This is a genomic window from Dyadobacter sp. CY261 (genome assembly GCF_021440085.1).
Lineage (GTDB): Bacteria > Bacteroidota > Bacteroidia > Cytophagales > Spirosomataceae > Dyadobacter.
Genome location: NZ_JAKCPW010000010.1, coordinates 141,299 through 161,472, shown reverse-complemented (window position 1 = coordinate 161,472; position 20,174 = coordinate 141,299). Strand labels below are relative to the sequence as shown.

Annotated in this window: 13 protein-coding genes; all 13 read left to right on the top strand. The window is 52.3% G+C overall.

Annotation, left to right across the window (positions count from 1 at the left end; genetic code table 11):
* Positions 1-7 precede the first annotated feature (7 nt).
* The 13 genes from LZD49_RS25545 to LZD49_RS25485 all read left to right on the top strand — a co-directional run bounded on the left by LZD49_RS25545 (position 8) and on the right by LZD49_RS25485 (position 20,162).
* Positions 8-754, top strand: coding sequence for a hypothetical protein (locus LZD49_RS25545; RefSeq protein ID WP_234670529.1), 747 nt, complete (start codon positions 8-10; stop codon positions 752-754).
* Positions 755-822: 68 nt separating this feature from the next.
* Positions 823-1,065: a type II toxin-antitoxin system Phd/YefM family antitoxin gene (locus LZD49_RS25540; RefSeq protein WP_234670528.1), complete on the top strand. Its 243-nt coding sequence runs from the start codon at positions 823-825 to the stop codon at positions 1,063-1,065.
* Positions 1,062-1,460 (top strand): type II toxin-antitoxin system VapC family toxin, encoded by a 399-nt coding sequence (locus tag LZD49_RS25535; RefSeq protein ID WP_234670527.1) that lies wholly within the window; start codon positions 1,062-1,064, stop codon positions 1,458-1,460. Before LZD49_RS25540 ends, LZD49_RS25535 begins: the two co-directional genes overlap by 4 nt.
* A gap of 348 nt (positions 1,461-1,808) precedes the next feature.
* Positions 1,809-2,741: a substrate-binding domain-containing protein gene (locus LZD49_RS25530; protein ID WP_234670526.1), complete on the top strand. Its 933-nt coding sequence runs from the start codon at positions 1,809-1,811 to the stop codon at positions 2,739-2,741.
* A gap of 61 nt (positions 2,742-2,802) precedes the next feature.
* The gene (locus LZD49_RS25525; protein ID WP_234670525.1) at positions 2,803-5,124 is read left to right on the top strand and encodes an arylsulfatase; all 2,322 of its coding nucleotides are present in this window, start codon (positions 2,803-2,805) and stop codon (positions 5,122-5,124) included.
* A 16-nt stretch (positions 5,125-5,140) separates the two neighbouring features.
* Positions 5,141-6,520: a sulfatase gene (locus LZD49_RS25520; protein ID WP_234670524.1), complete on the top strand. Its 1,380-nt coding sequence runs from the start codon at positions 5,141-5,143 to the stop codon at positions 6,518-6,520.
* Positions 6,521-6,577: 57 nt separating this feature from the next.
* Positions 6,578-7,258: a hypothetical protein gene (locus LZD49_RS25515; protein WP_234670523.1), complete on the top strand. Its 681-nt coding sequence runs from the start codon at positions 6,578-6,580 to the stop codon at positions 7,256-7,258.
* A 345-nt stretch (positions 7,259-7,603) separates the two neighbouring features.
* Positions 7,604-10,633, top strand: coding sequence for a TonB-dependent receptor (locus LZD49_RS25510; protein ID WP_234670522.1), 3,030 nt, complete (start codon positions 7,604-7,606; stop codon positions 10,631-10,633).
* 11 nt (positions 10,634-10,644) lie between these two features.
* On the top strand, positions 10,645-12,072 hold the full coding sequence (locus LZD49_RS25505; RefSeq protein ID WP_234670521.1) for a RagB/SusD family nutrient uptake outer membrane protein: 1,428 nt from the start codon (positions 10,645-10,647) through the stop codon (positions 12,070-12,072).
* A gap of 1,072 nt (positions 12,073-13,144) precedes the next feature.
* On the top strand, positions 13,145-14,620 hold the full coding sequence (locus tag LZD49_RS25500; RefSeq protein WP_234670520.1) for a sulfatase: 1,476 nt from the start codon (positions 13,145-13,147) through the stop codon (positions 14,618-14,620).
* Between the two features lie 22 nt (positions 14,621-14,642).
* Complete coding sequence (locus LZD49_RS25495; protein ID WP_234670519.1) at positions 14,643-16,982, top strand: arylsulfatase; 2,340 nt, start codon at positions 14,643-14,645, stop codon at positions 16,980-16,982.
* A 123-nt stretch (positions 16,983-17,105) separates the two neighbouring features.
* Positions 17,106-18,734, top strand: a complete 1,629-nt coding sequence (locus LZD49_RS25490; RefSeq protein ID WP_234670518.1) for an arylsulfatase — start codon at positions 17,106-17,108, stop codon at positions 18,732-18,734.
* 63 nt (positions 18,735-18,797) lie between these two features.
* Positions 18,798-20,162 carry a sulfatase-like hydrolase/transferase gene (locus LZD49_RS25485; RefSeq protein ID WP_234670517.1) on the top strand — a complete coding sequence of 455 codons (1,365 nt, stop codon included), beginning with the start codon at positions 18,798-18,800 and terminating at the stop codon, positions 20,160-20,162.
* Positions 20,163-20,174 lie beyond the last annotated feature (12 nt).

Below are 20,174 nucleotides of genomic sequence, written 5' to 3'. Positions count from 1 at the left end.
TATCAAGATGAAATACGGTTTCCGGAAACCGCGTAAGCGCCCTAACAACTTCATTGTTCTGCTACTGATAGCCCTGCTAGCCGCCGGAATGCGTCCGGCATTTGCGCAAACTGACTCGACCGTCAAAGTCCAGATCGCCAAGGCCAGGTTATTCTTCAACTTCGATACGCGGGGCACGTTTATTCAAAGCAAGCATATCAATATTTTTGGCGTCAATGCGGGCGTTACTTTCGGCGAAAAGCGAAACCGCATTACGGCGGGCTATTATTGGCTGGGCTACGGTGCCGCCCGAAGGCTTGTCAACTGGCGGAGGATACTTTCCAACACACTGAATCTCTCTTACTACACTGCCACCGACGTCCGTTTCATGAATTTCGCATACTGGCACACCGCGATCCGCAACAAGCGCTGGGTACTTTCCACACCATTGGAAGTCGGGATCGGCAACGAAAGCACCCGGTTCCGTGACCTGTTCGACGGCATCACTTCCGGCTCGCGGAAGGACTACTTTATCCCTCTGCAAGTAGGAGTATATGGCGAATACCGCGCATTGCGCTGGGCCGGTTTCAATACCCAGGTCGGTTATCGGAACGCCCTCTCCTCAGGCGAACTCCGAAAGCGTTTCAGCGGGTTCTATTATAGCTATGGTGTGAACTTGTACCCGGAGACTATCTGGCAGGATTTCCGGAAATGGCGCAAAAGAAAGTCCAAACCCCAGACGCTTGATAATGCAGCCCGGCCGGTCGGGAGTTAAGGCAAGTCAGCGCTAGCAGTTGTGCAGGCAATATTGTAATTTGTGTCAAACATCAAAGAGCTTACAATATGTTGACCATCAGCGCGGATCAAATCGAGGCAAATGCTCCGGCAGTACTTTTAGAACTGGCAAAAGGAGAAAGGGTAGGAGTCACTTTTGGGGAAGGGAAGACGGTTCAGGCGTACCTCGTTCCCGGAGATCTGGTCCCAAGAAGCAACGGGCCAAGGAAACTGGGAATTCTCGAAGGGAAAGTGACGGTAACTTTTGCAGACGATTTCAAAATGACGGAGGAAGAATTTCTTGGCTTATGACCTACCTGCTTGATACGCACACACTCATCTGGACACTTACAAAATCAGTCAAACTCTCGGACAATGTACGAAGCATATTGCAAGACAGAAGTAACGAGATCGTTGTCAGCGCACTGAGTTTTTGGGAAATTGCAATCAAGCGTTCTGTTCAAAAACTTGATTTGGAAGGAGGTACCCCGGAAGATTTTGTACTAGCAACCTTAGAAGCTGACTTCCGGATATTGCCACTGTCCATTGATCACTGCTCCTCCTGCTACAAACTTTTGGCGACGCACCATAAGGACCCGTTCGATCGTATGTTAATCTGGCAGGCACTTCACCAGGAATGTTCTCTCATTAGTATAGACAGAGACATTCGTAAATACGTCTCCGAAGGCTTGCGAGTCGTTTGGTAATCCCTTCATTATCTCAAATTTCGACGAATTTCAACCCAACCCCTTGCGATTTTAATTTCTTTAAACTTACTTTGTCTATCAGTTTAGTAGATTTTGTTTGTTAGCCACCAGCAAACGGGATCGTCAACACAATCTTTTTCTAATATGAAATCGATGGATCTTTATTCTTCGCACGTGACCATTGTGCCTTTGGTGGGCTCTCTCCGTTTGTTTTCTGCATCTGCGCCCTGTTGCTGTTGTTGAGTGTTCCTGATGGCAGCGGCTGTCGCTGCATATGATTTTCACCCTGTTACAAATTATTATTAATGCTGTGGGTTGCTGATCCGCGGTTCCAATCACATGAACATCATGAAAAATATTAAGACCATCTTTCTTGCAGCAGGCCTCGCCCTGACCGCTTTCCCCCATGCATTTGCACAAGAGACGAATGAAAACAAAGTGATTATCACCGGCGTGCGCTTCGCTTATCCGCTGGTTGAAAAATGGATCAAGGAATACACCGCGGCCAACCCGAAGGCGCAGATCGTGATCGAAACGCGCACCATCACCGACCCCGCGAAATACGACCTGCTCATCGAAGCCTACAATCAGGATAAGGAGGTGAAGGAGACCCGCGAATACATTTCGATCGGTCGCTATGCATTGCTGCCGGTGGCCAATGCAAAATCTGCCTTTGCGAAGGAATATGCCGATAAAGGTTTGAATGAGAAGTCTTACAAGCAAATTTTCTTCCACGATATTTATGCCGAAAAGGATAAAGGACTGACCACGCCATACACGGTTTATACCCGCCTCCAAAAGGCCGGCGCGCCGCTAACTTTTGCCAAATATTTCGGTTATGAGCAGCAGAATATCAAGGGGAAAGCCATTGCCGGAGCGGACGAGCACCTGATCAAAGCGCTTTTGAAAGATGAAACAGGCATTACCTACACAACGCCCGGATTGGCATACGATCTCCAAACGCGTAAACCACTTGACGGACTGACCATCATCCCGGTGGACACGGATGGTAACGGCCGCGTTTCGAAAGAAGAGAAAGCGCTGGAAAACCTGGATCAGGTGATAACGACGCTGGAAACGGAAAAACTTAAAAATGTACCGATAGAAAACCTGCATTTTTCTATCGATAAACATAATTCAAACCCTGAGGCAAAGAAATTCCTGCTTTGGGTGGCTGCTAATGCGGACAAAGACCTGCACCAGTTTGGTTACCTGAAAGCGGATGCAAAACGTCTGGCTGAAGAAAAAGAGAAACTGGAAAGATTTCAGGCTGTAAAATAAGGTTCACCTGAGTCGGGCACAGCGGAAGTTGTGCCTGCTTCTTTTACTTCCATTCCATTTTATGAAGAAACAACTACTCTCCGCCCTGACCAGGCAGCGGCTGGGCATGCTTTTGCTTGGCGCTGCCGTTTTCAACCAGGCATTTGCCCAGCACGACCCCGTTCAGCCGTTCGGCGGAAAGATCGGGAAAACGATCGAAGAAACGGAGCAATGGTGGCAGGAGCAACCCAAAGCACCAAAAGGCGCACCGAATGTCGTCTGGATTCTGCTGGACGACGTCGGTTTTGGAGCCACTTCGGCATTCGGCGGGCTGATTGAAACGCCTAATTTTGAAAAATTGGGAAAGAACGGCCTGCGTTATACCAACTTCCACACGACAGGCATATGCAGTCCCACGCGTGCATCGCTGCTGACGGGCAGGAATCCGCACAGCGTAGCCATGGGGCACCACGCCGAGCTGGGCATTGGCGCGCCGGGTTATAACGGCAACATTCCGTTCGAGGCGGGAACGGTGGCAGAAATTTTCAAAGAAAACGGCTACAATACATTTGCGTTGGGTAAATGGCACGGCAACCAGCCGCGCGACCTCACGATTGCCGGTCCGTATAACCGCTACCCGACGGGCCGTGGTTTCGAGCATTTCTATGGTTTTCTGGGCGGTGCTACCGATCAGTGGCACCCGCAGCTGGTGGAGGAAACTTCGCCCATCGACATTGAGCCGAATACCAGGCATTTGAACCAGCTGTTGTCCGACAAGGCCATTTCCTACATCGCCAACCAGAAATCGGCAGATCCTGAAAAGCCGTTTTTCCTCTACCTCGCTACCGGTGCGGCACATGCTCCGCACCACGTCGCCCGCGAATGGAGCGACAAGTACAAGGGCAAGTTCGACGGCGGCTGGGACCAATACCGTGAGAAAGTTTTCGAACGGCAGCTGGAAGGCGGACTCGTACCCAAAGGGACGAAATTGCCACCGCGTCAAACGGGTATCAAGCCCTGGGACTCGCTTTCACCCGATGAAAAGAAGATTTATGCAAGGTTCATGGAGGTTTATGCAGGCTTCCTTTCTTACACCGACTATGAAGTGGGCAGGGTAGTGGATTATCTCCAACAGATAGGTCAGCTTGATAATACGGCGATTTTTCTCGTGGTGGGCGATAATGGCGGCAGCAAGGAAGGTACCTACACCGGCACTGCGGGTACGGCCGAAAAGTCGTCCGGGGACGATATCAAATTCCTGCTATCCCAATACGATAAGCTCGGTACCGAATATAGTTATCCCAATTATCCATTGGGCTGGTCGCAGGCTACCAACACGCCATTCCGCTATTGGAAAAGCGATGTGAATGCGGAAGGAGCTTCCCACACGACGCTGATCGTGCATTATCCCAAAGGCATTTCCGAAAAAGGCGGGCTTCGTTCGCAGTATGCGCATGTGATCGATATTTTGCCTACCACCATTGAACTGACCGGCGTGAAAGTGCCGACGGAAATCAATGGCTACAAACAATGGCCGTTTCATGGCACATCGCTGGCCTATTCGTTCAATGATGCGCAGGTGGCGTCGCGGCACACGCAGCAATATTACGAGCTGCACGGCGGTCGCGCTATGTACAAGGATGGCTGGAAAGCCAGTGTTTACCATCCGCGCAACACTTTTGGCGAGCAGACGAACGACATTAACTTCATCGCCGATTTCAAGCGCGACAAATGGGAGCTCTACAACATCAATGAAGACTGGAACGAGATCACCGACCTGGCCGCGAAGCATCCGGAGAAGCTGGAAGCGTTGAAAAAGCTGTTTGACGAAGAGGCAGAAAAATACAATGTGTATCCGCTGAAAAACTTCCGGGCCGGCCTTGCACCGCCCCCGATCCGTTCCAAAACGGTGATTTACGAAGGTACGACGATTAAAACGCGGGTATATATCGGCAAAGGCCCGGTGGATATAACAGCCAAGATTGAGGCTGGAAAGAATGCGGAAGGCGTCATTTTCGCCAACGGCGGTCTGCTGGGCGGAAGCAGCCTTTTTATCAAACAAAACAAATTGCATTACCTGCTGAACGACGGCCTGAAACCGGTTTTGCTCACGTCGATCAAAGCATTGAAGGACGGTGGGAATGACATTCGGATCGAATTTTCGGCCGACAAGGTAACCTTGCTCGTGAATGGCGAAAAGGCGGCCGAACAGGCCGGATTGAGCGCGACGAAATACCTGGCGTCCGCGTCCTCCGATGGTTTTAGCGTTGGAAAAGACTTGAATTCGCCTGTTACGAAAGATTACCCCGGTACCTTTGCATTCACCGGCAAAGTGAAACAGCTGGTGATCGACCAGCACGAGGAGAACCAGGGGAAAGTGGGTTTATTACAAAAAGAGAAATAATCTAAAATACCGCTCGATGAAAAGAATTTTAATGGGCGTGTCCCTGTTGCTGGCCACCTGGACGATTCAGGCGCAAACCCCGCGAAAGCCCAATATCGTGGTGATCCTGGCCGACGACCTTGGCTACGGTGACATCGGAACTTTCGGCGCTACTGACATTCGCACGCCGAATATTGACGGACTGGCGACGAACGGGATCAAACTGACCTCATTTTACTCGACTTCGCCCGTTTGCAGTCCTACCCGCGCCGCACTCATCACGGGCCGTTACCCGCGCAGGATGGGGATCGATCACGTGTTTTTCCCGGAAAGTTTCACGGGTATTCCCGCCGAAGAGGTCACCATTGCGGAGGCTTTGAAAGGCAACGGTTACCGCACGGCGATTTTTGGCAAATGGCACCTCGGCCATCACCGGCAATTCCTGCCCCTGCAAAATGGATTCGATGAATATTACGGCATTCCGTACAGCAACGACATGATGGGCGTGGCCTACCTGCGCGGCAACGACGTCGATAGCCTGAAAGTGAATCAGAAATACATTACGCAGACTTATACCAAAGAGGCAGTCCGCTTTATCGACCAGAACAAGGACAAGCCGTTTTTTCTCTACATTACCCACAATATGCCCCACGTGCCGATTTACGCCTCGCCGAAATTCGAAGGCAAATCGAAACGCGGCTTGTACGGTGACGTGATAGAAGAGCTGGATTGGAGCGTCGGGGAAGTGGTGAAGGCTTTGAAAAAGAATGGTTTGGAACAAAATACGCTGGTCGTATTCACGAGCGATAATGGACCGTGGCTGATTTTCGATGTCGAAGGCGGGTCCGCCGGGCCATTGCGGCAAGGCAAGGGCACTACTTTCGAAGGCGGCCAGCGCGTGCCCACGGTCGCTTACTGGCCGGGCAAGATCAAGCCAGGGACGGTTTACGACGATCTGGCCTCACACCTGGACTTGTATCCGACGATTATCAGCCTCACCGGCAGCCAGAAAACGCAAACGAAGAAACCACTCGATGGAGAGGACATCAGTCCGGTGCTGTTCGGGACGGGCAAGCGGAAGGGCGACGAGTTTGCCTATTATTCCAATGGAATTATCGAAGCCTACCGCAAAGGCGACTGGAAGATCCGCCTGCCTCAGGCGGATGTGAAAACAGGCAATGTGACGATAGTTCCCGCCGCGGATACATTGCTTTTTAACCTCAAAACAGACATTGGTGAGCAAAATAACCTTTTGAAATCCAACCCGGAAAAAGCGAAGGAACTGCTCGCTTTCCTGGAAGTGTATAAAAAGAAAATCGGACCCACACCGCCTGCTCAGGTGCAGCGAATGCTTTCCGACGATAGCCACATTAAGAAAAGAGCAGAGCGAGCAGCCGGAAAAAATACCGGTAAATAAGTAGTTTTGGGATGGTTACGAATTTAGTAACCATCCCTACTCATCCATTTACAAGCCATGAAAAAAATAGTAACCACTGTAATCGGGCTTTCTCTCGCCCTTCCTCTGTTCTCCAATGCAGCGTTCGCGCAGGGCATTTCATTGACACCGGCTTCCTTGACGCCCTATCAGGTGACGGTAGCCGCCGCGGATTACAAAGGCAAATCAGGCATTGCGTTAACAATGCCCACGCCGCCGAAAAATGAAAAGACATTTGCCGTTTTAAAGGAAGTCGATTTTCATAACGGCACGATCGAAGCCACCATTTCCGGCCAGCCGCAGGCCAATGCGGGCGAAGGTGCCCGTGGGTTTGTCGGCATTGCATTCCGCGTGGCGGCGGATACTTCGAAAATGGAGCTACTGTACATAAGGCCCACCAATGGCCGCGCCAACGACCAGGTGCGCCGGAACCACTCCACGCAATATGTGTCTCAGCCCGGCTATCCCTGGGAAAAGCTTCGCAAGGAAACACCCGAGAAATACGAGGCCTATGCCGATATGGTGCCTGCCGAATGGACGAAAATAAAAATAGAAGTGAAGGATGAAACGGCGAAATTGTATGTCAATGGCGCTGCACAACCGACCTTAATCGTGAACGACCTCAAACAAGGCAAAGACCTCCGTGGGAACGTGGCGCTGTGGATTGGGCCGGGAACGCTTGGGCATTTCACCGATGTCAAAGTAACGAAAGTCGACTAATTGTATCCTGCTCATTGATAAACCTTAAAAAATCCCAATAATGTACGGCTATGCTTGCATTATTGGGATTGTTAAATTTACTTTGCCCACCGAATTTATAGATTAAGTATTTTATTGAAAACCTGTCGACCGGAAATAACCACCATTTCCAGACGGTACTTTTACAAAGGCCTGTAATGCTTAAAAACAGGGTCAGGGTTTCACGTATGCGCCATGTTGCGTATATGCTATAAGGTTCATGAGTCGGTGTGCTGTTCAGGCATTTCCGGTATTCCTGTGTATTGATTTTTGCAATTGCCTAAGCCCATTTCAGTTAAAATTCATTAAACCCACAAAATTCAGTTAATGAGAAAGTACGTTTACTTGGTTCTGTTCCTGACAGGCTTTTTTACTAATTCCTATGCCCAGGAAAACGTCACTGGCGTGGTGAAGGACGCTTCCGGGCAAACTATCCCCGGTGCAACGGTCGTGTTGAAGGGAACTGCGCGCTATGCCGCCACCGACCTGGACGGAAAGTTTTCCATTGCCGCACCCGACGATTTCCCGTTTACCTTACAAGTCAACCTCACCGGCTACCAGCAGCAGGAAGTCGACATTTATGAACTCAGCGGCGAGCCTGCCGAAATCGTACTCAAAACAGCCAACGTGCTCGACGAGGTGGTCGTCATCGGCTATGGTACCCAGAAAAAAGGCGACATTACCGGCTCGGTTTCGTCGGTGCCGCAACTGGCCCTGAAACAGCCTATTAGTTCATTCGACCGCGCACTGCAAGGCGCTGCGGCGGGTGTGCAGGTAACGCAAACGTCGGGGCAGCCTGGCGCGGCTGTGAGTATTCGGATTCGTGGGGGCAACTCCATCACGGGCGGTAACGAGCCATTGTACGTGATTGACGGTTTTCCGGTTTACAACAGCAATGCCGATGCGAGCGCAGGCGTAACAGCCGGGCCAAGCATCAATGCGCTTTCCAGCCTTAACCCCAGTGACATTGAATCGATTGAAGTGCTGAAAGACGCTTCCGCGACGGCCATTTACGGTTCGCGCGGTGCAAACGGGGTGGTGATCATCACCACTAAAAAAGGAAAGGCAGGCCAGAATACATTGACTTACGACGCCTATTACGGCACCCAGAAAGTCCTGAAAAAAGTAGACGTTTTGACCAACGCAAAGGATTGGGCACTGCTCAAAAACGACGCCCGCGTCAATTCCGGAAAAGCACCGTACTACACACAAGACCAGCTGAATGCACTGGGCGAGGGCACGGACTGGCAAAGCGAGGCATTCCGCTCGGCACCGATCCAGAACCATCAGCTGTCGCTCACGGGTGGCGACGACCGCACGCGCTATTCGATTTCAGGGAATTATTTCAAACAGGACGGCGTGTTGCGTAACACGGATTTTGAAAGATACTCCGGCCGGATCAATCTCGACCGCGACTTTTCTTCCAGATTCAAAGTAGGCGTGAACCTGACAGCCAGCAAAATCACGGCGCAGGTGGCCAACAACGGCGTTGTGAATGCATTGCTCTCCATGCCGCCGACCGTGAATGTGTATGATGCCAATGGAAAATACACCTATCAAAGCGAGTTTGAAACCCCGCTCGGTAACCCCATTGCGACTTTGGAAAAAGAGGTGAACCAAACCCAAACCTACCGCGTGCTCGGGAATGTGTACGGCGAATACACCTTTTTCGACGGACTCGTCGGCAAGGTTTCGTTCGGAGCAGATGTGATCAACAACAAGCAGAACCGCTACGTGCCGTCCGACATTTACCAGGGAGCGAATTCCAACCCGACGGGTAAAGCGTCTGTGGGGACGAAATTTTCCTCCACATGGCTGAATGAGAATACATTGAGTTATTCTAAAACGATTCGTGAAAACCATTCGCTGAATGTCGTGATAGGGTACACCCAGCAGGCATTCGAAACCGAAAGCGCCATTGCCGGTTCGGAAGCATTCGTAACGGACCAGTTGGAATACAATGACCTCGGAAGCGGCTCGGTATACAGCCAGCCATCGTCGGGCTCGTCGGCGTGGGCGCTGAACTCCTGGCTGGGCCGGATCAACTATTCGATCGATCAGAAATACATTTTCACCATTAGCGGCCGTGCGGATGGCTCGTCGCGTTTTGGTAAGGACAAAAAGTGGGGTTACTTCCCATCTGCGGCTTTTGCGTGGAATATTTCGAAGGAAAATTTCCTGTCCAACTACAAAACGATCAGTAACCTGAAATTGCGCCTGAGCGCCGGGGTAACGGGTAACCAGGAGATCGGGCAGTATCTTTCACTGGCTACATTGGGCTCTAACACCTACTTCTTCGGGGGACAAACCTACATTGGTTTCGCCCCAAACCGGATTTCCAACCCGGATCTTGGCTGGGAAACTACCGCGCAGTACGACGGCGGGATCGACCTTTCGCTGTACAAAAACCGCATCAATATCGTGTTTGATGCCTATTACAAAAAAACCACAAACCTGCTCCTGAACGTCCCGATCCCCTACACGACCGGCCAGACGACGGCATTGCAGAACTATGGCTCAGTTGAAAACAAGGGAATTGAACTTGGCATTAATACCGAAAACTTCACGGGCGCATTCAACTGGAATACCAACTTTGTATTCTCCGTGAACCGCAACAAGGTGCTCACCCTCGGCGACGGTGCCGACTACATCATTTCCGGTGCTAACATCGCCCAGGTAGGCCAGCCGCTGGGGTCATTTTATGGTTACCAAACCAATGGCTTGTTCCAGACCGGCGACGACATTGCCAAACTTCCGACCATTAACCCCGCCACAACCAAGCCCGGCGACCGGCGCTATGTAGATGTCAACGGCGACGGCAAAATCACCCAGACCGACGACCGCACGCTCATTGGAAACGCGCAGCCGAAGTTCCAGGGCGGAATCACCAACACATTGTCCTATCTGAATTTTGACCTGAGCTTTTTCTTCCAGGGCACTTACGGCAACAAGCTTTTTAACCAAAACAAACAGCAGCTTGAACTCCTTACCGGGCAGCAAAATGCTTCTGTGACCGCATTGGAGCGGTGGACGCCCACTAACCCGACCAATGTGATCCAGCGCGCATTCGAGGACCCAGCACCCGTAAACACGAGCCGCTACGTGGAAGATGCTTCATTTCTCCGCCTGAAAAACGTGACGCTGGGCTATAACCTGCCTAAGGCCATTGCCTCCAAGATCCACGCCAGCCAGATCAAATTGTATGTTTCGGCAGCAAACCTGCTCACCTGGACGAAGTACACGGGTTTCGATCCCGAGGTAAGCCGCAATGAGCAAAGTACGCTCGGCCAGGGGATCGATTACAGCGTGTATCCCGGCAGTAAGTCGTTTTTGGGTGGTCTAAGTATTTCATTTTAAGCATTCTGGCAATGAAAAAGATATTTCTGTTCTTCCTCGGTATTTTCAGTTTCACCGCCTGCACGGACCTGAATGAAAATCCCACCTCCCTCATTACAACCGAACAATTTTATAAAACCGAAAGCGATGCGCTCGCGGCCGTAACCTCCGTGTACAATGCTGCACTGAACAACGGCGGGCTTACGATGTACAACCGCTTGTTCCACCTCGCATTCGAAATCATGTCCGACGACGCCATTGCTGGTCTGCGCGTGACGAATGCGGATGTGCGTACCATTTCCGTGCTGGCCCATTCAACGACCAATGACCGCGTCGACGAACTCTGGCGGGAAAGTTACGTCGCCATTAACCGCGCCAATATCGCCATTGCCCGCATTCCGGGGATCGAAATGGACGCTACTTTGCGGACGAGACTGGTGAATGAAGCCAAATTTTTGCGCGGATTATTGTATTTCAACCTGGTAAGGCTTTGGGGCGACGTTCCGCTGCTTCTGGAAGAAAACGGATCGTTGGGTAAGGACGCCATTCAGGTGGCGCGGACACCTAAGGAGGAGGTTTACAAACAAATCATCCAGGATTTGACCGACGCCGAGGCATTGCCCAATGCATACACTGGTGCAAATGCCGGTCGCGCAACAGGTGGTGCCGCGAAATCCATTTTGGCGAAGGTGTACCTCACGCGTCAGGAATGGAGCAAAGCGGCTGCAAAAAGCCTGGAAGTGATCAACGGGCCTTATGGTTATGATTTGTTCGAAAATTTTGCGGATGTTTTCAATGTGGCTACCAAGAATGGCAAAGAGCATATTTTCTCGGTTCAATGTAAATCCAACGTCAATGGGCAGGGCAACCGTCTGGCCTCGTCGGCGACGCCGGTAGGGATACCCGGCGTGGCTTCGGCAGGTACGGACGAGCCTCAACCCGATGCGTACAAGTTGTACAGCGAAAAGGACAAACGCCGCGATGTCACCTTCTTTACCTCGCTCGTAAGTCCGACCACCGGCAAGGAAATCACATTTCCGCCGCGTTTTTTTAAATATTTCGATCCGGCGCAGATCGTGAACCCGACCGAATCCGCGAAGAACATTCCGGTGATCCGTTTCGCGGAGATATTGCTGATTTACGCCGAAGCCGTGAATGAAAGCACAGGTCCATCGGCCGATGCCTTCGCTGCCGTGAACCGCGTTCGCAAACGTGCCGGGCTGGATGCATTGGCCGGTTTGAACAAAGACCAGTTCCGCGAAGCCATTTATAAGGAGCGTCGTTTAGAGCTGATGTTCGAATTCCAGCGCTGGTTCGATCTCGTGCGCACCAAAAGAATGATCACCGCATTGCACGCCGCGGGCAAAACGAATGCAGCCGAAAAGCATTACCTGCATCCGATCCCCCAACGCGAAATGGATTTGAACCCGAAACTGGTGCAAAACCCGGGTTGGGAATGACATCGAGCATGCACGTCGCACCCCGTCTTCGGCTACGCTCAGACTGACAACCGCACACTTTTTAGTCCGCGCGCAGCCGAAGACAGTCGCCCAATGTCAGTCTGAGCGCAGCGAAGACAGTTGCCGAATGTCAGTTTGAGCGCAGCCGAAGACACAGCCGGAATGTCCGTCTGAGCGCAGCCGAAGACAGTCGCCCAATGTCAGTCTGAGCGCAGCCGAAGACAGTCGCCCAATGTCAGTCTGAGCGCAGCCGAAGACAGTCCGTACCACAACGATGTGCGTGCCCTTCGACTGGGCTCAGGGTGACATATAGTGTAGCGTCGATCGCTGGGGCAGCCCGTCCGTTCAGGGTGATGCACTATGCAAAGTGTCAGTCTGAGCGCAGTGGAATGTCAGTCTGAGCGCAGCCGGGATGTCAGTCTGAGCGCAGCCGAAGACAGTCCGTACCACAACGATGTGCGTGCCCTTCGACTGCGCTCAGGGTGACATATAGTGTAGCATCGCTCGCTGGGGCAGCCCGTCCGTTCAGGGTGATGCACTATGCAAAATGTCAGTCTGAGCGCAGTGGTATGTCAGTCTGAGCGCAGCCGGGATGTCAGTCTGAGCGCAGCCGGAATGTCAGTCTGAGCGCAGCCGAAGACAGTCCGTACCACAACGACGTGCATGCCCTTCGACTGCGCTCAGGGTGACATATAGTGTAACATCGATCGCTGGGGCAGCCCGTCCGTTCAGGGTGATGCACTATGCAAAATGTCAGTGCGAGCGCAGTGGAAATGTCAGTCTGAGCGCAGCCGGAATGTCAGTCTGAGCGCAGCCGAAGACAGTCCGTACCACAACGACGTGCATGCCCTTCGACTGCGCTCAGGGTGACATATAGTGTAGCATCGATCGCTGGGGCAGCCCGTCCGTTCAGGGTGATGCACTATGCAAAATGTCAGTCTGAGCGCAGCCGAAGCCAGTCGCCCAATGTCAGTCTGAGCGCAGCCGAAGACAGCCGCCGAATGTCAGTCTGAGCGCAGCCGAAGACAGCGCAGCCGAAGACCCGCAACCACGTAAATACCGCAAGAAGCCAATGTATATCGTAAAAAGAATTCTTTTCAGTTTTTTGATTCTGCTGGTGGTCGCCAGCCAGGCAGCCTTTGCCCAGCGAAAAGACAAACCCAATATTCTGTTTATCCTGGTCGACGACTGGGGATGGACGGATTTGACTGCCAATGGAAGTAAATATTACGAAACGCCGAATATCGACCGGCTGCGTAATGAAGGCATGTGGTTTTCGCAAGCCTATTCCGTCGGGCCGAACTGTGCCCCAAGCCGCGCCTCGCTGATGACGGGCAAGTACACGCCTCGCCACGGCATTTACACCGTCGGGAATGCAGACCGGGGCGAATCGGTGGAACGTAAATTGATCCCCATAGAAAACAATACGGTGCTGAACCCCTCATTTGTAACGGTTGCTGAGGAACTCAAAAATGCCGGTTATCGCACAGGGCTGATCGGGAAATGGCAGTTGGGCGGCAAAGGCAAGGGTGCTGACGCGCACGCACAGGGTTTTGACCACGTGATTGGCGGCACAGGCGGCACGAGCGCTTATTTTTACCCTTATAATAAAGATGGCAAAGCATCGCCGCATGAGGACATTACCTCCGGCCAGGAAGGCGAATACATCACCGACCGGCTTACAGACGAGGCTTTGAAGTTCCTGGACGGAAATCGTGAAAATCCGTTTTTTCTCTACTTGTCGTACTTCGCCGTGCACACGCCCATTGAGGCCAAGGCGGATATTATTCAAAAATACAAAGGGAAAAAGGGAGATCCATACCACAATAATCCGGTGTACGCGGCCATGATCGAGAGCGCCGACCAGGGAATCGGCCGCGTGCTGAAACAGCTCGATGCACTGAAACTGACCGAAAATACTTTGGTCGTTTTCTTCTCGGACAATGGCGGGATGGGCGCGGTAACAGCCCAGCATCCGTTGCGGGGCTCGAAGGGAATGCTTTACGAAGGAGGCGTCCGCGTGCCTCTGATCGTGAAATGGCCGGGCAAAACGAAGGCCGGTTCGCACACCGACAGTCCGGTGATCGGCGTCGATTTTTACCCGACACTACTGGAAGTGGCCAACATTCAAAAGCCGCTGAATGCCGAGGTCGACGGACAGAGCTTTGTGCCATTGCTGCTGCAAAAGCCGGCTGCCCAGCGCGACATTTTCTGGCATTTCCCGGCCTACCTCGAAGCCTACAAAGGCGATAAGCGGAATAAGGACGCCTTCCGGACGAGGCCGACGAGCACCATTCGCTCCGGTGATTTCAAACTCCATCAGTTTTACGAAGACGGGCGGATCGAACTATACAACATCCGCGCAGACATCGGTGAAACGAAAGATTTAGCTAAATCGAACCCGGCCAAAGCCAAAGAATTGAAAGACAAGCTGGAAGCGTGGAAGCAAAAGACCAATGCGCCGGTGCCAACCAAACTCAACCCGGAATATGCGCCGGGAACTGCCGTGAAATCAAGTGGCGCCAAGGCGGCCAATACCGAGGAATAGAAACTTTTGAAACCCAAAAACCATGAAGAAATTGTTCAAAATCAGCTCGGTATTGCTGGCCGGGAGTCTGGCAGCGCAGCCGATTCTGGCCCAGCACAGCCCGCAGCAACCCTGGAATGGCAAGGCCGGTAAAACCTTGCAGGAATCGACGCCGTTTCATATCGAATACAACAAAAAAGCGGCGAAAGGTGCGCCTAATGTCGTGTGGATACTGATCGATGACGCCGGCTTCGGGGCGACTACCGCATTCGGCGGATTGGTGGAAACGCCTAATATTGAAAAGTTAGCCAATAATGGTTTGCGGTTTACCAACTTCCACACGACGGCCATTTGCTCGCCTACGCGCGCGGCCTTGCTTACCGGCAGGAACCATCATTCGGCGCATGTGGGTTTGCTGACACCCGCCGCCATTGATTTTCCGGGTTATGACACTTACATTCCCTTTGAAAAGGGAACGGCGGCCGAAGTACTCCGCGAAAACGGGTATGCGACATTTGCATTGGGTAAATGGCACCTGACGCCCGTCACCGAAAACTCGCAGGCCGGGCCATTCAACCGCTGGCCGACGGGTCGGGGCTTCGACCATTATTACGGCTTCCTCCCCGGCGCGACCGACCAGTGGCATCCTGAGCTTTGGGAAGATGTAACGAAGCTCGATATTGAGCCGAATAACAAGCATTTGAACGAACTGCTGGCCGATAAAGCGATCAAATACATTGCCAACCAGAAGTCGGTGGATGCTGAAAAGCCATTCTTTCTGTACCTGGCAACCGGCGCGACGCATTCGCCGCATCAGGTAGCGAAGGAGTGGATCGATCAGTACAAGGGCAAGTTCGATATGGGCTGGGACAAGTACCGTGAAATTGTCATTGAAAAGCAGAAAAAGCTGGGTATTATCCCTCAAAACGCCGTTTTACCGGAACGTAACCCGGGCGTAAAGGAATGGGCAGCGCTTTCGGAAAAGGAAAAGAAGGCATATGCGCATTTCATGGAGGTTTACGCGGCATTTTACACGTACACCGATTACGAAATCGGCCGGATCGTGAACTACCTCGACCAGATCGACCAGCTGGATAATACCGTGATCGCCGTCATCCTGGGCGACAATGGGGCGAGCAAAGGCGGCACCCAGCATGGCACGATCAATCCGCAGATCAACCGGTTGGAAGGCGAACAGCGCATAGACGCGATCCTGAATGCCCGCGACCTGATCGGGACCGACGAGTCGAGCACCGATTACCCGATTGGCTGGGCTGCCGCGGCCAACACACCATTCCGCTACTGGAAAGGCGACGCTAATACCGAGGGCGGCACGCGCAACCCGATGATTTTGTACTATCCCAAAGGCATTAAGGAAAAAGGAGGCATCCGCAATCAGTACGGGCATGTGAACGACATTTTGCCTACGACGCTCGAACTCGTGAAAGGGGAAGCGCCCAAGCAGATCAACGGTTACAAACAGGAACCGTTTGAAGGAACGAGCCTCGCCTACGCGATCGACCAGCCGAATGCGGCCTCGCGGCACACGGTTCAGTATTATGAGATCGCCGGGGCATTGTCTGTTTACAAAGATGGTTGGAAGGCTTCGAGAGGCCATTCGGTCTGGGAGGGCTTCGATGCGGGAACCAAAGCGGACCCGTCGGGCAAATCGGTGGATTTCAGCAAGGATGTGTGGGAGTTGTATAACCTGAATGAAGATTTCAACGAACGCAACAACCTGGCCGCCAAGAATCCCGCGAAACTGAAAGAGTTGCAGGCGGTTTTCGATCAGGAAGCGAAGAAATACAATGTATATCCATTAAAGGATTTTACGGCGCACGATATGCCTGCCGGTCGGACGGTGTATGGCAAAATGCCTGAAATCACGCTATTCCCGGGAGTCGATAACCTCGTGGGCGTGAGCAGCCCGCTTTACGATGGCCGCTCATTCACCGTCGATGCCGAGGCCGATATTGCCAACGGCAAGGAGGAAGGCGTGTTATTCGCGGTGGGGGGCGAGAAGAGCGGCATCAGTCTGTTCGTGAAAGATGGCAAACTGCATTATGCCCACAAAACTGCCCGTGACAATTACCACATCGCTTCGGTGGGTAACATTCCGAACGGCAGGGTGCATTTCAAACTGGTTTATGAGTACGCAGGTGCTTCCGAAGCAGGCAAGTCGGTAGGGAAGGAGACGGTTTATATCAATGAAGAAAAGGTCGGTGAGCGCAACTTCGCCGCCACCCAAGCGCAGGTGCAAGGGCCACGGCAAATCGACGGGACGGATGTTGGCCGCGATCAGAAATTCGCCGTTTCGGACCTTTACAAGGCACCGTTTGCATTTACTGGCAAATTGAAAAAGGTGGTTATTAAGTATCCATAGCGTGTGGCAGTCCGAGCGCAGTCGAAGACAGTCAGTAATGTGACATCGTACATGCCCTTCCGCGTCCGGTGCGATCAGGGTGACATAATGGAGTTTAAATCATGGTTTTAAATAAGTTGAAATATGTACAGACTACAATTCGCCGGCTTGCTTTTTCTTGCGATCCCATTCGCAGCACACGTTGCATTTGCCCAGAAGAAACCCAATGTGATCGTCATCCTCGCCGACGACCTCGGTTATGCGGACCTGGGTTGCTACGGAAGTGAAATACCGACGCCAAATCTGGACAAACTGGCTCAGAACGGTGTACGGCTAACTAATTTTTACAATACAGCCCGCTGCTGTCCCACCCGTGCGGCATTACTCACGGGCGTGTACAGCCATCAGGCCGGGATCGGGCATATGATGGACGACAAGGGCGCCGACCATCCGGCTTACCGCGGTCAGCTCAACCACAACAGCGTAACCATCGCCGAAGTGATGAAAAGCGCCGGTTATTTCACGGCGATGACGGGCAAATGGCATGTGGGCCACCAGCATGGCGTGTACCCAACCAACCGTGGGTTCGAACGCTCGCTGCATGCGGCTGCGGGAGGTTTTTATTACCCAACGGGCAACAATGCAAAGTTGTTTTTGAATGGACAAGAAATCCCGAATGACTCCGACAAGCTGCCGAAGGATTGGTATTCTACCGATCTCTGGACGGACTACGGTCTGCGGTTTATCGACGAGGCGGCCGCTGCGAAAAAGCCGTTTATGCTTTATCTGGCCCATAATGCACCGCATTTTCCTTTGCAGGCACCCGAAGAAGATGTTGCAAAATTCCGTGGCAAGTATTTGAAAGGCTGGGAAAAACTGCGTCAGGAACGGTATGAAAAGCAAGTCAAACTTGGCCTGGTAGATCCGTCCTGGAAGCTGCCGCCTATTAATCCGAATGTCAGGAAATGGGACAGCCTGAGCGATGCCGAAAAAAAGCAATATGACGATATGATGGCGATTTACGCCGCCGTGATCTACCGTTTGGACAAAAGCATCGGTGACCTGGTGGCCGGTTTGAAAAAGCGCGGCGTGTTTGACGACACCGTCATTCTTTTCGTATCCGACAATGGCGGTAATGCCGAGCCGGGGATCGAAGGTCGCTATGAAGGCGACCAGCCGGGCAATGCCAAATCGACCGTATTTATTGGTCAGGGCTGGGCAGAGGCGGCCTGCACGCCGTTTTGGGCTTACAAGCACCACACGCATGAAGGGGGTATCTCTTCGCCGGGCATTATCTCCTGGCCTGCGGGGATTCCGGCTTCCCGCAACGGCAAATTCGAACGCCAGCCTGCGCATATTATCGACATTATGGCCACGCTCGTGGATTTGGGTAATGCCCAATACCCCGCAACCTTTGAAGGCAACAAAATACATCCGCTGGAAGGCGCAAGCCTGAAACCGGCATTCACCGGCAAGTCTATCAACCGCAAAAACCCGATTTTCTGGGAGCATGAAGGCAACCGCGCCCTGCGCGACGGCAAATGGAAGCTCGTGGCCGAGAAAACGGAGAAATGGCAATTGTACGATGTGGAAAAGGACCGCACGGAACTGAACGACCAATTCGATAAGCAGCCCGAACTCGCCAAAAAACTCGTGGCCAAATACGAAGAATGGTACAAGCGGGTAGGAGCCGAAGAATATGACAAGACCTTTAAATGGTTTTATGATTATGATAAAGCCAAGCAAGGAGCAAGCGTGGAAGGCGGGAAATAGGGCCGACTCCGGGGATGTCTCTTTTTTATGACAAAAGCACCTCAACCAAACCTGACATTTAACATGACCCTTAAAAATTACTTCGCCCTGTTGCTGACCGTGCTTGCGCTCGCACCGGCTTGGGCGCAGAAGCAAACACCGAACATTGTCCTGATTCTCGCCGATGATATGGGCAAGGAATGCATTGGCACCTACGGCAGTACTTACAAAACCCCGAATATCGACAAGCTTGCGAAAGAGGGATTGAAATTCAATTACGGCTTTTCGCAGCCGCTTTGCACGCCGTCGCGGGTGCAGATCATGACCGGGAAGTACAACTACAAGAACTACTCCGAGTTCGGATTTTTGAACCAGGACCAAAAGACCTTCGCGCATCTGGCTAAGGAGGCCGGTTACACCACCGCCATCGCCGGTAAATGGCAACTTGGCGCGAACCAGAAATTGCCGAAGCATTTCGGGTTCGACCAGTATTGCCTCTGGCAGCTGAGCAAGCCCCGCCGCGAAGGCGAGCGCTATGCAAAACCGCTCATCGACCGGGACGGCGAGATCCTGAAAACGGACGCCGACGACTACGGCCCGGATATTTTTGTGGATTACATGCTCGATTTTATCGAGAAAAATAAGGACCGCAAGTTCCTGGCCTATTATCCGATGGCGCTCGTGCACGATCCCTTCCTGCCTACGCCTGACAGCAAAAGCTGGAAATCAGACGTGGAAGGCCGGTTTAAAAAGGATACGGCCAATTTCAGGGATATGGTTTCTTATTTGGATAAGAATGTGGGCAAGATCGTGCAAAAGCTCAAAGATTTAGGCCTTTATGAAAACACCATCATCATTTTCACGGGCGACAATGGCACGGGCAGGGCTATTGCCACACAACTGAAAGATGGTTCGAAACTGCAAGGCGGTAAAGGGCTGACGATCGATCGCGGCCACCATGTGCCATTGATCGTCAACTGGGGAACGGGGCGATACAAAACCCACGAGACGAACGACCTCGTCGATTTTACGGATATTCTCCCGACCATTGCGCAGGCGGCCAATGCAAAAGTGCCTGCCGAATGGAACACGGATGGGACGAGCATTTTACCGCAGATCAAAGGCGAAAAAGGTACGCCCCGCAAGTGGATCTTCTCGCATTACCAGCCGATCCATTCCGAAGGTGCCAACAAGGAATCGGCGCGGTTTTTCAGGGACCGCCATTACAAGCTTTATTCCGACGGGCGCTTTTACGATTTGCAAAAGGATATTGAAGAAAAACATCCGCTAGCTTTGGGTAACGCAGGTGCGGAAGGCGAGAAAATCAGGAAGGTATTCCAGGCGGAAATGGACAAGCTACCCGCCTGGAAATTTGGTGATCCGGGCGTAGCAAAAGTGGTTTTGCCCGGTCTGGAACCCGATCCCGCATTTGCGGAAAAAGGGGAATAACGCATTAATATC

What these genes read in the sequence shown, in the direction of transcription:
- LZD49_RS25530 (WP_234670526.1), top strand. Translation starts at nt 1,809, where the DNA reads ATGAAAAATATTAAGACCATCTTTCTTGCAGCAGGCCTCGCCCTGACC.
- LZD49_RS25500 (WP_234670520.1), top strand. Translation starts at nt 13,145, where the DNA reads ATGTATATCGTAAAAAGAATTCTTTTCAGTTTTTTGATTCTGCTGGTG.
- LZD49_RS25525 (WP_234670525.1), top strand. Translation starts at nt 2,803, where the DNA reads ATGAAGAAACAACTACTCTCCGCCCTGACCAGGCAGCGGCTGGGCATG.
- LZD49_RS25490 (WP_234670518.1), top strand. Translation starts at nt 17,106, where the DNA reads ATGTACAGACTACAATTCGCCGGCTTGCTTTTTCTTGCGATCCCATTC.
- LZD49_RS25540 (WP_234670528.1), top strand. Translation starts at nt 823, where the DNA reads ATGTTGACCATCAGCGCGGATCAAATCGAGGCAAATGCTCCGGCAGTA.
- LZD49_RS25535 (WP_234670527.1), top strand. Translation starts at nt 1,062, where the DNA reads ATGACCTACCTGCTTGATACGCACACACTCATCTGGACACTTACAAAA.
- LZD49_RS25515 (WP_234670523.1), top strand. Translation starts at nt 6,578, where the DNA reads ATGAAAAAAATAGTAACCACTGTAATCGGGCTTTCTCTCGCCCTTCCT.
- LZD49_RS25545 (WP_234670529.1), top strand. Translation starts at nt 8, where the DNA reads ATGAAATACGGTTTCCGGAAACCGCGTAAGCGCCCTAACAACTTCATT.
- LZD49_RS25495 (WP_234670519.1), top strand. Translation starts at nt 14,643, where the DNA reads ATGAAGAAATTGTTCAAAATCAGCTCGGTATTGCTGGCCGGGAGTCTG.
- LZD49_RS25510 (WP_234670522.1), top strand. Translation starts at nt 7,604, where the DNA reads ATGAGAAAGTACGTTTACTTGGTTCTGTTCCTGACAGGCTTTTTTACT.
- LZD49_RS25505 (WP_234670521.1), top strand. Translation starts at nt 10,645, where the DNA reads ATGAAAAAGATATTTCTGTTCTTCCTCGGTATTTTCAGTTTCACCGCC.
- LZD49_RS25485 (WP_234670517.1), top strand. Translation starts at nt 18,798, where the DNA reads ATGACCCTTAAAAATTACTTCGCCCTGTTGCTGACCGTGCTTGCGCTC.
- LZD49_RS25520 (WP_234670524.1), top strand. Translation starts at nt 5,141, where the DNA reads ATGAAAAGAATTTTAATGGGCGTGTCCCTGTTGCTGGCCACCTGGACG.